Raw genomic sequence first — 15,104 nt, 5'->3', positions numbered from 1 at the left:
TTTTTTGTCAAGAAAAATTAATCTATCTTGTAATTTTCCTTTTTATTTTTTAAAATTTAGGGAAAAATTGAAGGGGGAAATTCCATGAAGGATAGTTTGGAGAAACTGCGAAAGGAGATAGACGAAATTGATGAAAAAATACTAAATCTTTTAAACCAAAGGGCTAAACTTGCTATTGAAATAGGAAAAATAAAAAATGAGAATAAAGCATCTATTTTTGATCCAATCAGGGAAAAGGAAATTCTCGAGAAAATTGAAAAACTAAATTCTGGTCCTCTACCAACCCAGGCTTTGATTGAAATTTTCAAAGATATAATTAGTTTCATCAGAAATATTGAAAAAGAAATTAAGGTTGGATATTTGGGACCTGAGGGGACCTTTACTCATCAAGCAGCTATTAAATTCTTTGGTAAAGGCTCTAATTTTATACCTTACACTTCAGTGGAAAATATATTCTCCTCTTTAGAAAATAATGATATTGACTACGGAGTTGTTCCCATAGAAAACTCTATGGAGGGTACAGTTGGTTCTACTATGGATTTGCTTGTAGAGACTACGTTAAAGGTGGTTGGGGAAGTTTATGTGCCAGTGCAACATTGTCTTTTATCTACATTAGATAACATTGATAAAATAGAAAGGATCTATTCACATCCACAAGCATTGGCACAATGCAGAAAATGGATACGAGAGAATCTTCCTAAGGTTCAGGAAATTCCTACTAATAGCACTACTTATGGGGCTATTCTTGCTAAAAAGGACCCTATGGGAGCAGCTATTGCAAGCTCTTTGGCAGGAGAGATTTTGGGGCTAAATATATTGGCTCGTAATATTCAGGATAATTGGTTTAATAGAACACGCTTTTTTGTTTTAGGAAAACATAAAGTTAGTCCTTCTGGGAAAGATAAAACATCTATTATATTTACAGTTAAGCATCAAGCAGGAGCACTTTTTAGAGCATTAAAGCCTTTTCATGATTTAGGAATTAATATGACTCTTCTTCAGTCCCGTCCAGTGAAATCTTTGCCTTTTCAATATTTATTTTTTGTTGATTTTCAAGGGCATATAGAGGAGAAAAGAGTTCAGAAAGCATTAGATCTTTTAAAAGATGAATGTTTGTCTATAAAGATATTGGGTTCTTATCCTGAGGCGGAAAATGATTTTTAATGCAATTTTAAAATCTTTGTTGTATAATTGTCAAAATATCCAGAAGGAGGAAAGATAATGGAAAGGGTTGTGTTAGCATATTCTGGAGGCTTAGATACATCTGTAGCAATAAAATGGCTTAATCAAAAATACAATATGGAAGTAATTACTCTAACTGTTGATATAGGACAAAAAGTGGACTTAGAAGAGATAAAAACTAAGGCTGAAAATTTAGGAGTTAAAAAGGCTTATGTTTGGGATCTTAAAGAAGAATTTGTAAAGGATTATATAATTCCAGCTTTAAAAGCAAATGCTCTCTATGAGTCTCAGTATCCTCTTGCCACTGCTCTTTCTCGCCCATTAATTGCAAAATATTTAGTCAAGGTAGCAAGAGAAAATAATGCGAAATATGTAGCTCATGGTTGTACTGGGAAAGGAAATGATCAAGTGAGATTAGATTTAGGAGTAAAATCGTTAGCACCTGATCTTGAAGTTATTGCACCTGTAAGAGAGTGGAATTTTACAAGAGAAGAGGAAATTGAGTATGCCAAGAAAAATAATATTCCTGTTCCTGTGACGAAAGAAAATCCATATAGTATAGATGAGAACCTATGGGGAAGAAGTATAGAAGGGGGTATTTTGGAGGACCCTTGGAAGGAACCTCCTGAGGATGTTTTTGTTTGGACTAAAATTAAACCTGATCTTCCAGTAAGATATATAGAGATAGGCTTTGAAGAGGGAGTCCCTATTGAATTGGATGGAGAAAAAAAGTCTCCTTTAAAGATAATTGAAAATTTAAATAAGATAGCAGGAGAGTATGGGATTGGTAGAATAGACCATATTGAGAATAGATTAGTTGGAATAAAAACCAGAGAAGTTTATGAGGCGCCTGCAGCAATTATCCTTATAAAGGCTCATTCTGCTATAGAAAGTTTAGTTCATCATAGAGAGCTTGTACACTTTAAGAAATTCATTGAAGATAAGTATGCAGAATTAGTTTACTATGGTCTATGGTTTGATCCACTAAGAGAAGCCTTGCAATCCTTCATTGAAAAAACTCAAGAAAGGGTTACAGGTAAAGTTAGAATTAAGTTGGAGTATAAGAATTTTGAAATTGTAGGTAAGTATTCTCCATATTCCTTGTATGAACTTGATCTGGCAACTTATGAGAAAAAGAGCTCTTTCTCCGTTGAATCTGCGGTTGGCTTTATAAAACTATTTGGATTACCATCCTATCTTTATGCCCAAAAGGGGGATAAAAAAGGAGAGTGAATAATGAACTTCAAGGAGGCAATTTTAGTTTTAGAAACAGGGCATAGTTTTATAGGAGAAAGTTTTGGGGCAGATGGGGAGAGTTTTGGAGAGATAGTTTTTAACACAAGCATGGTTGGTTATCCTCAGGTTATCACTGACCCTTCTTATGCTAATCAGATAATTGTTTTTTCATATCCCTTAATTGGAAATTATGGTGTAGATACAGATATGTTGGAGAGTAACAAGCCTGTATGTAAAGGGATTGTAGCACGAGAGTTAAATGATTACAAATTTCATTGGAGAAGTGAAAAATCGCTAAAGGAATTTTTAATTGAGAATAATATAGTAGCAATTCATAAAGTTGATACAAGGAAAATAGTAAAAGAAATTCGCAAGTTTGGCACAATGAAAGCGGTTATTTCTACTAAAGAGTCTGATCCCTTCATATTATCTAAGAAACTGGAAAGATTAGATTTTAATTATTTAGATTTGGTTAGGAGGGTTACAACTACAGTCCCCTATGAGTTAAATTTGGAAGGAGAAAAAAGAATAGCTCTTTTGGATTTTGGGGTTAAGCAAGGTATTTTAAGAGAGTTAATAAAACGTAATTTTAGGGTTAAAGTTTTTCCTGCTTGGACCTCTTTTGAGGACATTAAAAACTATAATCCTGATGGTATTGTTTTATCTAATGGTCCTGGAGATCCTTCTAATGTACCGTATACTCAAGAAACTATTAGAAAAATAATTTCATTAGAAAAGCCTATATTAGGAATATGTCTTGGAATTCAACTTTTAGCTTTAAGTGTGGGAGCTAAGACCTATAAACTTAAGTTTGGTCATAGGGGAGCTAATCATCCTGTAAAGGATGTTAATACTGGAATTGTTTATATAACTTCTCAGAATCACAGCTATGCTGTTAAGGAGGATACTTTACCCTCTGGTTTTGAAGTGTGGTTTTACAATTTAAACGATGAAACGTTAGAAGGGATGAAACACAAAGATTATCCAATTATAGCTGTGCAATTTCATCCTGAAGCCTCTCCTGGACCATTAGATACTAAGTTCATATTCGAGGAATTTAAAAAGTTAATAACATAGGGGAGTGGAATTGATGCCTAAGAAAAAAGGAATAAATAAGGTTTTAGTTATAGGATCGGGTCCTATAATAATAGGGCAGGCTGCAGAGTTTGACTATTCAGGGACCCAAGCATGTAAAGCCTTAAAAGAAGAAGGAATAGAAGTTGTATTGGTAAATTCAAACCCCGCAACAATAATGACCGACTGGGAGATGGCGGATAGAATTTATTTAGAACCATTAACGGTAGAGGTTTTAGAAAAAATCATTGAGAAAGAAAAACCTGATGGGATTATAGCTACCCTTGGAGGACAAACAGGTTTAAACTTGGCAATGGAACTTGCAAGAAAAGGCACATTAAATAAATATGGAGTTCCTTTATTAGGAGCATCGTTAGAATCAATAAATTTTGCAGAAGATAGGGAACTATTTAAGAAGAAGATGGAGGAAATAGGAGAACCTGTATTAGAAAGTATAATAATTCGTAATTTGGAAGAGGCATGGTCTGCTGTTGAAAAAATAGGTTTTCCTTTAGTTGTAAGACCTGCTTATACCTTAGGAGGAACAGGTGGAGGAATAGTTGAAACCCCAGAGGAATTTGAGAAAACTGTATTAAGAAGTCTTAACTTAAGTCCCGTTAGTCAGGCTTTAATAGAAAAAAGTGTAGTAGGTTGGAAGGAAATTGAATTTGAAGTAATGAGAGATGCAAATGGAAGTGTAATAACCATATGCTCTATGGAAAATTTTGATCCTATGGGAATTCATACAGGAGATAGTATTGTGGTTGCTCCTACTCAAACCCTTAATGATAGAGAATATCAGATGCTTAGAAGCTCCGCTTTAAAAATTATATCCGCTCTTAAGATTGAGGGTGGTTGTAATATCCAGTTTGCTTTAAATCCAAATAATCTTGAATATTATGTTATAGAGGTAAACCCAAGGGTAAGTAGGTCCAGTGCTTTAGCATCAAAGGCAACGGGTTTTCCTATTGCTCGTATTACAGCTAAAATAGCAATTGGCTTAACCTTAGATGAGATAAAAAATCCAGTAACTAATGAAACTTATGCTGCTTTTGAACCAGCTTTGGATTATGTTGTAGTGAAGATTCCAAGATGGGGATTTGAAAAATTTAGGGTCAATGACAGAACATTGGGCACCCAGATGCAAGCTACAGGAGAGGTGATGGCTTTAGGTAGAACCTTTGAGGAAGCGTTGCTTAAAGCTATTCGCTCCTTAGATACTGAATTGGGACTTTTTTCTGATAAATTTTCCTATTTAACCTTAGAAGAGATAAGATATTATTTAGCCAAACCTGATGATAGAAGACTTTTTATAATTTCTGAAGCCTTTAAAAGGGGACTTTCTGTAGAAGAGGTTCACAATCTTTCAAAAATTGATTTGTTCTTTTTGAGTAAACTCTTTAATCTTATTAAAATTGCAGAAAAATACAAAGGAAAAAGTTTAATGGATATTACACCAAAAGAATTAAGATATTTGAAAAGTTTAGGTTTCGGAGATTATGATTTATCTTGTATCTTAAAGGCTACCAAAGATGAGATTTATAAGTATAGAAAAGTACACAATATTTATCCAGTATATAAAATTGTAGATACGTGTGCTGCAGAATTTTCTGCTCAAACTCCCTATTACTATTCTACTTATGAAGAAGAAAATGAAATCACAAAGAGTAAGCAAAAGTCTGTTGTAGTTTTGGGAAGTGGTCCAATTAGGATTGGGCAGGGAATAGAATTTGATTATTGTACAGTGCAAGCGGTAAAAGCAATAAAAGAGGAAGGTCTAATATCTGTTATGATTAATAATAATCCAGAAACATTAAGTACTGATTTTGATGTATCCGATAGACTATACTTTGAACCGCTAACTACTGAGGATATAACAAATATAATGATTCAAGAAGAACCTTTAGGTTTTCTTTCCCAATTTGGAGGTCAAACCGCTATAAATTTATCAAAGAACTTAGTTAATAGAGGCTTCTTTCTATTAGGAACATCTCAGAGAAGTATAGATCTTGCGGAGGATAGGGAAAAATTTGATAAAGTTTTACAAAAGTTGAAGATTCCAAGACCAAAAGGATTTTATATTAGAAGTTTGAAGGAAGCGAAGGATATTATAAAAGAAATAGGTTTTCCAGTTTTATTGAGACCCTCTTACGTTTTGGGTGGAAGAGCGATGCATATAATAAGTAACATTCAAGAATTAGAAAGTTATTTTCAAAGGAGAGATCTTATTCTACCTCTCTGGATGGACCAGTTTATATTAGGGAAAGAGGCAGAAGTTGATCTTTTGTGTGATGGTGAAGAGGTTTTTATTCCTGGAATTATGGAGCATATAGAAAAGGCTGGAATTCATTCAGGAGATAGCACTGCAGTTTTTCCTCCATACTCCTTGTCAAAAGAAGTACAGGAGAAGATAGTGGATTATTCTAAGAAAATAGCATTAGCATTAGAGGTAAGAGGACTTTTAAATATTCAGTTTGTAATAGATAGAAATGAAAATGTTTTTGTATTGGAAGCAAATCCAAGGGCATCAAGGACTGTTCCCTTTTTGAGTAAAGCTTTGAAATTGCCTTTAGTTAAATGGGCAACGAAGATTTCTTTAGGTTATAAAATAAAGGATTTTAATGTAGAGCCCGGACTGTATCCACCACCTAAACATTATGCTATTAAGGCACCAGTATTTTCATTTACTAAAATTAAATCTGCAGAGATAGAATTAGGTCCAGAAATGCGGTCTACAGGTGAGGTAATGGGAATTGACTATAAATGGGAGAAAGCACTTTTTAAAGCTCTGTTAGCAAGTGGTTTAAAAATTCCCTTAAACGGTGGGAAAATTTTGGTAACTACATACTTTAATGCGGATTGGGAGGAACTACTAAAAAGAGGCTATAAGTTGTATATGATAGAAAGTGATATTAAAGACGAACTATTTATTTCAATTCCAATAATAAAGGATGAACTTCATACCTTAACGAATGAAAAATTTGATTTAGTTGTGAGTATTGGAAAGGATGATAAAGCTTGGAGAAGAGCCTGCTTTGACCTTGGAATTCCATGTATTGTGGTTGAGGATACCTTTTATGCTGTACTTGAAATGATAAAGCGATTAGATGGAGAAATTGAGTATAGAGCCATTCAAGATTACTTTGAAGAGGAGCTATCTTATGGCACTTTGGGAGAGTCGTTGGGAACAACCATTAAATGAAAATTTTAAAATTTTCTCCTATTCTTTGCCTTTTGATCGTAGATTATGGAAAGTAGATCTTTTAGGGACTGTAGCACATTTATTAAACCTAAAGAAATCTGGAATTATTACTGAAGAAGAAGGGAAAAGACTTAAGGAAGCTATCTTAAAACTATATGGTAGTTTATTAGAAGATGAAGGGAAAATAGGTGGATCGGAAGATATACATACTTTTATGGAGGAAAATCTAACAGAACTTATAGGAGATTTAGGGAAGAAGATTCATACAGGAAGAAGTAGAAATGATCAAGTAGCACTCGATATGAGACTTTATCTAAGAGAACAGTCCTGTGAAGTGGCAAGACTATTAATTATGTTACTTAAAGAACTCCTGAATCTTTCAAGAGTTAATATAGATTTAGTAATGCCTGGTTACACTCATTTACAGCATGCTCAGGTAGTTACATTAGGGCATTATTTTTTAGCATATTTTGAAATGTTTTACAGAGATTTGGAAAGATTAGAAGCTGTATTTAAAGAAATAGATGTCATGCCTCTTGGATGTGGTGCCCTTGCTGGAAGTAATATTCCTTTAGATAGAGAATATACTGCAAATTTGCTCTCTTTTTCGAAAATAGCTGAGAATAGTCTCGATGCAGTCTCGGATAGAGATTTTGTTTTAGGATTTTTATTCTTTATAGCATTAACATATTTGCATTTATCACGGTTAGCAGAGGAAATAATACTCTGGTCAAGTAAGGAATTTTCTTTTGTAGAGCTACCAGAGGCTTTCTCTACTGGAAGTAGTTTACTTCCTCATAAAAGAAACCCAGATCTTTGTGAACATACAAGGGGAAAAACAGGAAGGCTATTAGGAGACCTCTTTTGGCTCATGACTACTATTAAAGCATTACCTTTAAGCTATAATGGGGATTTGCAAGAAGATAAAGAGAGTTTTTTTGATGCTTTAGATCAAATCAAAATAGCTTTGAAGGTATGGACGGAGTTTCTTCCTAACTTACGTTTTAACAAAGAAAGAATGTTTCAGCTTGCTAATAATCCCTTTCTTTTCTCTACAGATGTGGCTGAATATTTAGTTATGAAGGGGGTACCCTTTAGGGAAGCCCATAAAATCGTAGGAAGTATTGTCAAGTATTGTGAGAAGAATAATAAAGATTTTAGAGATTTAAGTCTTGAAGAATGGAGACAATTTTCTTTGTATTTTGAAGAGGATGTGAAGAGGATTTTTTCACCAGAATTTAGTATTTATTCTAAGAAAACAATCGGAAGTCCAAACCCTGAGATCAATAAAAAGATTATCCAAAGGAAAGAGGATTATTTAAAGGAAAAAGAAAAGATATGGAAGGATATAGAAAATAAACTTCCAAGATTGGAAGTCCTTCTTGAGTATTTATGAGAACTAAAAAGATTACTTTTTTCGCTATAAGTATATCTTTAATGATCATTGGAAGTTATCTTAGTTTACCTCTCCCATTTACTAATGTGCCTTTTACTTTACAGGTTTTTTTCTTATTTCTTATCTCTATGTTATTTAAACCATGGGAAAGTTTTCTAATAATCTTAGGTTATCTTTTATTAGGAGCCATTGGTTTTCCTGTTTTTGCTGGAGGAAGGGGTGGAATAAGTGTTTTATTTGGGGCTACAGGAGGATATCTTTGGGGATTTCTAATATCTTCTCCTGTTATTTCCATCTTTACTAATAAGGGAAAAGAAATTTATAAGCTTTTTTGGATTATTTTGGGATTGTTGATTATATATCTTTTAGGGAGTATTTGGTTAATGTTTTTCTTGAAAATTAGCTATAAAAAGGCTTTAATCTTAGGGGTTTTACCTTTCTTACCTTTAGATATATTAAAAGGTATTCTGGCTTTATTGGTCTCTAAGTACTTAGATAGATTTAGGAAAGAAAGTCTTTTATAGAGGTTAATTTAGAATAGTCATATATTATTCCCATAGCTCTATTTTCAGCAGGTATTCCAGCTTCTTCCACAGCAGATAAGGGATTTAGTCCACCTGCAATAACTAAACCAACTTTTCCTAAAGGAATAGGGATTCCTAAGGTTTCTTGGCTTGGTTTTCCTAAAAATATTGTCCCTTGAAAGCCAATTTCCCTTATTTTATTTATAATTTCCTCTACCTTTTCTGTAGCAATGGAAGGTATTTCTCTTAAAGTTGCTAATATTTTACCATTTCCCGTTTTGACAGCGGATAGTATTGAAGTCATTTTACTTCTTATAAATATTTCTAACGGGTCTAAAGTAGTTCCCTCATAAGTTATAATCTCTAAGAATCTTTTGGGCTCATTATCCGCAATCTCTAATATTCCAGCAAATTTTGCTTCTACTGGAATTCCATGTTTAATTAAAATACCATGTAAAGTTACACTACATACTGTTCCGATAATTACCTTTTTCTCTGGTACTATTATTCCTGGAAATATTTCCTCTTCCTCTTTGTCAAATATTGCTATTCTATCACTAATCCCATATCCCTTGTCAAAAACCTCTTTCATTATACTTAATGCTTTTTTTAGTTTTGCCTTTGGAATATAAGATATGTTTAAGATTACATTACCCTTTCCATTGCTTATATCGATTGTGGTTTGAAAAGCTAATGTGGAAATTTTACTGTTAATAAAACCAATCTTATCAGAGATTAATGCATTTTTTAATTCTTCTTTACCTTTTTCAGTGATGACTCTTCCTTCTTTTCCTATAACCTTGGTAAGTCCTCTCTCATCCATTATTTTTAAATGGTACCTTACCCCCCTCTCACTTAAATAAATGCCTTTTTCTTGGAGCTTATTTGATATATATGTAGCCCCAATAGGAATAGAGGAAGAGTTAAGGATTTCTAATATGGCAATTAATTTTCTTTCTATATCTTTACTCATTAGAATATACCATTTCTTGCTATTATTAATAGTATTCTAAATAGATTGTATGCTTCTAATAAATCATTTCTCTGAAAAGTAACCCTTCTTCCATCTAATCTTTTTACATCGGGATGAATAGAGACAGCATCTGCCATTTGACTGTTTACAAACTCTATTTCAAATTTATAAGGAGGATTCAATTTAAAAGGTTTAAAATAATCTTTGTTTTCTCTATAAAGATTAATGGCTTCCTCTACTCCCTTTTGAAGTAGAGCTTTTGTCTCTGATAAGGGTAAACAAATAGCGGAAGTTCTACTCAAAGCCTTTTTTACTTCTACTGTTACTACATTTTTTAGTAGATTACTGGCATGTTTAACGGTTTTGTCGTCGCCACTTACAAGAGCGACAGGAACATTGAAATAACCTGCTACGAGTGCATTGATTAAGATCTCACTAGCAGGAATGTCATTAACCTTTATATTATAAACAGAAGCTCCGGAATATGTATGATCCATTATTGCATTAAGAGAACCTACAGGGCTGTGATATCCTACAAAGAAAGCAATATCACAGCCCTCAATGCCCTCAAGCATACTTAAAGGTTTAGGAGAGCCGATTATAACTCTTGCTTTCTCTGGAAACTGACTAACTAATAAATTTGTCATATTGGCGTGAGAATCGTTAACTATAACTTCATCTACCCCTAAGTCTATAGCTTTTTGAACAACAGCTAATGTATCATGAAGCATTAACTTTTTGCCTTCTTCGTATAGCTCCTTTCCTGATATGACATACTCTGTAGAAGAAATACCACTACATCCCTCCATATCTACAGAGACAAAAACTTTCAATTTTTGTTACCTCCCTATTGGAGATATTGAGATGGAGGAAATAGGAAATCCCACTGATCTTCTTCTATGTTCCTTAGCCAGCCTTGCTGTTTTAGAAAGACTTTTGTTAATGTTGCTAAAAATTCTGCTAAAATTAGTAGGTCATTATTGTCTAATTCTTCAAACTCTAAATCTTCCTTCAACTTAGGAGATATAGATATTTCCTCTATATATTCTTCTAAAGCAGAATAATATAGAGATATTAATTTCTCTTCCCAATCAAACTTATTTGATCTATTTCCCAAGGAAACCCTCCTTAAATTACTCTTTTTCTTTTTTCAAATTGATATTGACTGATGAATCTTCTAACACCCATCTCAAAATAAATATTAGTTTTTGAGCTACTTCTCTTCTGATATACTCTGGACCAAAGCTATCTAATAATTTAGAATGTCTGTAATCACTCAATTCTTGAATTAATTGTCTTATTTCTTCTGGTTTTCTCATTTTTTCTTCTCTTACCTCCTTCTTTATTTTTTACTCGGATAAGTTTAACATAGTTTATTTTTTCAAGCAAGTTTGTGCTAAAATTTAAGTTAGTTATAAAAAACTCAAATATGGAGGGAAATATGGAACTTGTATGGAGTAGCTTTACTTTTTCTTCTCTATCTATAGAGGAGGAATTAGAACTTGCAAAACAGTATTGCAAGTTTATAGAGCTTACAGAGGAAAAGATAAATAGTTACTTAAAAAATAAAAGCATCTCCGCTTTAAAAGAAAATTTAGAAAAAGCCAATATCAATCCTATATTAATAAATCATAATAGAAGATTAGAGGTAGAAAAGTTTAATGAGGAAGATTGGAAAGATCTCATCTCCTTAAGTGAAAAATTGAATATTCCATACCTTTTAATAAATCCAGGTAAAAAACCTGAATGGCTAAGTTTTAATCTGTCTGTCTCTACTTTTGCAGAAAATATCAAAAAAATATTAAATTTACTTCCCGAAAATATGCTTTTAACATTAAGAATTGATGCATTCTCTTTAATAAATACTTTTGGTAAAGCTTGGAAGCTCTATAAAGAAATTCCAAATCTTACTTTTCTTCTGGATACTTTTCACTTTTATGTTTCTAATGAAGAGATGGATGTATTCAGGGATAAAGATCTTTCCAAAATTATGTTTATCCATTTAAAGGATGCTGAGAATATTCCAAAGTATTATTTGAAAGAAACGAACCAAGTTCTTCCTGGAGATGGGGTCATACCATTAGTAAGTATATTATCCCAGATTAAGGAGGGTGGTTTCAATAACTATATAGTTCCAGAGATTAAGAGATTAGAATATGAAAAGTTACCAGCTAAGGATTTATCTATTCTTTTATTTACAAAGACGAAGGAAATATTAGAACAAGTTTTTTAATATGTGATATAATTTCTTTCCATGAGAAGATTTTTAAGTACTGATTTTGTAACAGATAAAGAACTAAGGCGGAGTCTTAATTTTGTAATTTTAGGAGTCTGCTTTGGAATAGTATTCTTTAATACTACAGTTGGTGCTCCTATAGCAGGATTGGCAAAAGAACTTGGTTTTGGAGATCTTCTCTATGCAATAATGTTAGCCTTGCCTGTTCTTGGTGGAGCCATTCAGCTTATAGCATCATTAGTTTTAGAAAGGTATCAAAAAAGGAAAAAAATTTTTCTATTGAGTGGCTTTATTAATAGAGTTCCTTGGATATTTATAGCCATACTTCCCCTCCTCATACCTAATAAGAGCCTCTTATTCTATGTTATTGTCTTTTTCTTAATTGTTAGTTCTATAGGTGGAGCTTTTTTAAACGTCTCTTTTATGTCATGGATGGGGGATTTAGTTCCTATTGAGATAAGGGGAAGATTTTTTAGTCATAGGAGTATGTTGGCAACGATTGTTTCTTTTACCAGTGGTCTTATCATAGGAAAATTCTTGGATTTGGTGCCTGGTATAAAAGGTTTTTCTATTGTCTTTCTCTTAGCATCGATCTTTGGTATTCTTGATATTCTGTGCTTCTTAAATGTTTACGATCCTCCTATGAAGAGCAATTTAGATTTTGAAGGCAATATAAAAGAACTATTTAAAAAGGCTTTAAGTCATCCCAAATTTTCCAAGTTTCTTATGTTTGCTATAATTTGGAATTTTGCTTTAAACTTAGCAGGACCCTTTTTTAATATATATATGCTTAAATATCTAAAGATGAGTTTTTTTGAAATAGCTCTTTATGTGCAGTTAATTAGTAACTTAACTACCATATCCTTCGTAAGGATATGGGGAAGAATTATAGATAAGTTTGGAAATAAACCTGTTCTTTTAATAAGTAGCTCTGTTGTTTCTTTTCTCCCTCTTTTATGGCTATTGACAACTCCAAATAATTATTTATTCATTGTTATTATTATTCAAATTTTAGCTGGTATTTTCTGGCCAGGTATAGATTTAGGTTATAACAATTTAGCCTTAAATCTATCTCCAGATGAAAACAGGTCCTTTTATATAGCGGTATTGAATTTTTTTGTTGCCATATTTGGAAATGCTTTAGCCTATATTTTAGGCGGATATATTATTGAAGATGTTGCTCCTTTTTTGAACAATATTTTGAATACTCATCTCAATATCTCTTTGGTAAGCTATCATTACGTCTTTATATTATCTGCAATATTAAGGTTTATATCTTCAAGGTTCTTTTTACCCAAGATAGAGGAAGAGAGAGCTCAGTCTTTATCTAATCTTAAAGAGGATGTTTTGAGAAAAATAAAAAAGTTTTGACAAAAAATTTTTTTATGCTATACTATCAAGTCTTAGGTTTTCTAAGAAAAATTTTAAGAGTACGGAGGTACAAAAAATTGTCTAAGACACTGTATGTAGGGAACCTTTCTTGGCAGACCACAGAAGAGGATCTGCAGCAACTTTTTAGTAAGGAGGGCGTAGTAGAAAGTGTAAGATTGATTACAGACAGAAACACTGGACGCTCAAAGGGATTTGCTTTTGTAGAAACCTCTGAAGAAACTGCCCAAAAACTCATTAATACTTATAACGGAGTAGAATTTAATGGGAGAAAGATTGTGGTTTCTGAGGCTAAGCCCAAGAAGGATCGTCCAGTAAGAAATAATTTCCACAGATTTTAAATTAAAACCTTAAAATCTTAAAAGAAGATAAAAGCCATGAGATGAAATAAGCTCATGGCTTTTATTTTTGTTTACTCTTTATTAACTCTTCAATAAATTTTTTATAGGGTTCTAAATTTTTGGATGGTATTGATAGTGCTATTTGAAGACTCTTTCCATGAATAATTAGAAAATTAGGTCTCCAAAGTAAGTAAATGAATAGCGAGATTAAACTTAAAGAAAAGATTCTTGCCATTAAAAAAGCAAGAAATAAGAAAGAAAAAATTTTGTCTCCTTTTTGAGTGATTTCTACCCCCTCAATTTCAGAAAGAAAAAGAACTGTTTCTCTTTCCTCAAAAAACACTTTTCTTTTTTCAATAATCCTATCAGGTAAAAGCTCTATTGTGCTTTCGCCTATTAACAAATCTGATGGTAAACCAAGCCAGCAAGTAGCAGGTCTTCCTTTTACTTCCATAATCTTCTCCTTATTATAATTTATTTACAGGACCTGTAGAACCTCTAACTACCAAGTAAGTATGAATATAGCTCACCATTTTTTCGCCCTTTTCCATTAGGCGAAGTAATAATTCTGCAGCTTTACTTCCCACTTCGTGTTGTGGAAACACAACAGTTGTAAGAGGAGGATTAACATAGGAAGCAATAATTATATCATCTAATCCAACAATTGATATATCCTTGGGAACTCTTACACCTTGGTTTATTGCCTCTCTTAATGCACCTATTGCCATCATATCATTAGAGGCAAAAACTGCTGTGGGTCTTGGATCTAATTGGAGGATTTTCTTCATTGCATCTTCTCCACTTTTCATCTTAAAATCACCTTCGAATATCCTATCTTTTCTAAGCTCAAGCCCATATTTGCTTAATGCTATTTTAAAGGCTCTGAGTCTTGCTTGAGCAGTTTCTAAGTCAAGAGGACCTGTTATTATTGCAATATCAGTATGACCCAAATTAACAAGGTGGGTTACCGCCTCAGATATACCAGATTGGAAATCAACTAATAGTGCACTAACATCTAATCCTTCAACATTTCGATCAAATACAACCACAGGGATCTCATGGAGTTTTAACAGATCTATCACAGAATCATCTAATCTGTTTGTCATAATAATAACTCCATCTACATGCCTATCAATGAATCTTTTCACGGAAGTACAACCTAAATCAGGATCGTAATCAGTATTACATAAGAATAAACTATATCCATGTTTTAATATAACACTCTCTACTCCCCTTATAACGGCGGGATAAAAGGGGTTTGTTACATCACTAATTACAAGCCCAATAGTATAAGTTTTTTTTACTTCTCTCTCTGGTTTGTAACCTAATTCTTGTGCAATCCTTAAAATTTTAGATTTTGTTTTAGGATTTAATGCTCCTTTATTATTGAGAGCAAAAGAGACAGCAGATATAGATACTCCTGCTTCTCTTGCAATATCTTTTAAAGTTACTTTTCTCTCAAATTTTGATTTCTCCTTTCTCATCGCCCTCTCCATTAAGTAAAATTTTTAATTAGTGTAATTATAACTTATTTTTTCAAAATTGACAATA

15 protein-coding genes are annotated in these 15,104 nt (G+C 32.7%); 9 read left to right on the top strand and 6 right to left on the bottom strand.

Translation table 11 applies throughout. From position 1 onward, the window contains the following. Nucleotides 1-84 precede the first annotated feature (84 nt). From pheA to CBR30_04690, 6 genes are read left to right on the top strand one after another with little or no spacing between them, the layout of a single operon-like run. Nucleotides 85-1,164: a chorismate mutase gene (gene pheA / locus CBR30_04715; protein ID PMQ01712.1), complete on the top strand. Its 1,080-nt coding sequence runs from the start codon at nucleotides 85-87 to the stop codon at nucleotides 1,162-1,164. A gap of 57 nt (nucleotides 1,165-1,221) precedes the next feature. After that, entirely contained in the window at nucleotides 1,222-2,415 is a 1,194-nt protein-coding gene (locus CBR30_04710) for an argininosuccinate synthase (protein ID PMQ01711.1), read from the top strand. Between the two features lie 3 nt (nucleotides 2,416-2,418). After that, nucleotides 2,419-3,495 (top strand): carbamoyl phosphate synthase small subunit, encoded by a 1,077-nt coding sequence (locus CBR30_04705; protein ID PMQ01710.1) that lies wholly within the window; start codon nucleotides 2,419-2,421, stop codon nucleotides 3,493-3,495. 13 nt (nucleotides 3,496-3,508) lie between these two features. After that, entirely contained in the window at nucleotides 3,509-6,694 is a 3,186-nt protein-coding gene (locus CBR30_04700) for a carbamoyl phosphate synthase large subunit (protein PMQ01709.1), read from the top strand. Beyond that, entirely contained in the window at nucleotides 6,654-8,090 is a 1,437-nt protein-coding gene (gene argH / locus CBR30_04695; GenBank protein PMQ01708.1) for an argininosuccinate lyase, read from the top strand. The genes CBR30_04700 and argH overlap by 41 nt, the downstream gene beginning before the upstream one ends. Further along, complete coding sequence (locus CBR30_04690) at nucleotides 8,087-8,614, top strand: BioY family transporter (GenBank protein ID PMQ01707.1); 528 nt, start codon at nucleotides 8,087-8,089, stop codon at nucleotides 8,612-8,614. The genes argH and CBR30_04690 overlap by 4 nt, the downstream gene beginning before the upstream one ends. Here CBR30_04690 and CBR30_04685 read toward each other — a convergent pair. Genes CBR30_04685 through CBR30_04670 form a run of 4 tightly spaced genes read right to left on the bottom strand, consistent with a single transcriptional unit; the run spans nucleotide 8,592 to nucleotide 10,906 of the window. Further along, complete coding sequence (locus CBR30_04685) at nucleotides 8,592-9,587, bottom strand: hypothetical protein (GenBank protein PMQ01706.1); 996 nt, start codon at nucleotides 9,585-9,587, stop codon at nucleotides 8,592-8,594. The genes CBR30_04690 and CBR30_04685 overlap by 23 nt on opposite strands. Further along, nucleotides 9,587-10,420, bottom strand: a complete 834-nt coding sequence (locus CBR30_04680; GenBank protein ID PMQ01705.1) for a peptidase M55 — start codon at nucleotides 10,418-10,420, stop codon at nucleotides 9,587-9,589. Before CBR30_04680 ends, CBR30_04685 begins: the two co-directional genes overlap by 1 nt. 14 nt (nucleotides 10,421-10,434) lie before the next feature. Further along, on the bottom strand, nucleotides 10,435-10,704 hold the full coding sequence (locus CBR30_04675; GenBank protein PMQ01704.1) for a hypothetical protein: 270 nt from the start codon (nucleotides 10,702-10,704) through the stop codon (nucleotides 10,435-10,437). A 16-nt stretch (nucleotides 10,705-10,720) separates the two neighbouring features. Further along, nucleotides 10,721-10,906, bottom strand: a complete 186-nt coding sequence (locus tag CBR30_04670; protein PMQ01703.1) for a hypothetical protein — start codon at nucleotides 10,904-10,906, stop codon at nucleotides 10,721-10,723. A gap of 74 nt (nucleotides 10,907-10,980) precedes the next feature. Here CBR30_04670 and CBR30_04665 point away from each other — a divergent pair, with 74 nt between their 5' ends. The 3 genes from CBR30_04665 to CBR30_04655 all read left to right on the top strand — a co-directional run bounded on the left by CBR30_04665 (nucleotide 10,981) and on the right by CBR30_04655 (nucleotide 13,553). Continuing rightward, nucleotides 10,981-11,820: a xylose isomerase gene (locus tag CBR30_04665; GenBank protein PMQ01702.1), complete on the top strand. Its 840-nt coding sequence runs from the start codon at nucleotides 10,981-10,983 to the stop codon at nucleotides 11,818-11,820. Between the two features lie 21 nt (nucleotides 11,821-11,841). After that, nucleotides 11,842-13,194 carry an MFS transporter gene (locus CBR30_04660; GenBank protein PMQ01701.1) on the top strand — a complete coding sequence of 451 codons (1,353 nt, stop codon included), beginning with the start codon at nucleotides 11,842-11,844 and terminating at the stop codon, nucleotides 13,192-13,194. 77 nt (nucleotides 13,195-13,271) lie between these two features. Continuing rightward, on the top strand, nucleotides 13,272-13,553 hold the full coding sequence (locus CBR30_04655) for an RNA-binding protein (protein PMQ01751.1): 282 nt from the start codon (nucleotides 13,272-13,274) through the stop codon (nucleotides 13,551-13,553). 61 nt (nucleotides 13,554-13,614) lie between these two features. On the opposite strand, the gene CBR30_04650 is transcribed toward CBR30_04655, so the two are convergent. Together CBR30_04650 and CBR30_04645 are read right to left on the bottom strand one after the other, a co-directional pair. Then, on the bottom strand, nucleotides 13,615-14,007 hold the full coding sequence (locus CBR30_04650) for a hypothetical protein (GenBank protein ID PMQ01700.1): 393 nt from the start codon (nucleotides 14,005-14,007) through the stop codon (nucleotides 13,615-13,617). Nucleotides 14,008-14,020: 13 nt separating this feature from the next. Beyond that, nucleotides 14,021-15,037 carry a LacI family transcriptional regulator gene (locus CBR30_04645; GenBank protein ID PMQ01699.1) on the bottom strand — a complete coding sequence of 339 codons (1,017 nt, stop codon included), beginning with the start codon at nucleotides 15,035-15,037 and terminating at the stop codon, nucleotides 14,021-14,023. Nucleotides 15,038-15,104: the final 67 nt, after the last annotated feature.

It is taken from the genome of Dictyoglomus sp. NZ13-RE01 (assembly GCA_002878375.1).
In the GTDB taxonomy this organism is placed as follows: Bacteria; Dictyoglomota; Dictyoglomia; order Dictyoglomales; family Dictyoglomaceae; genus NZ13-RE01.
This window is presented reverse-complemented; position numbering and strand designations above follow the sequence as displayed.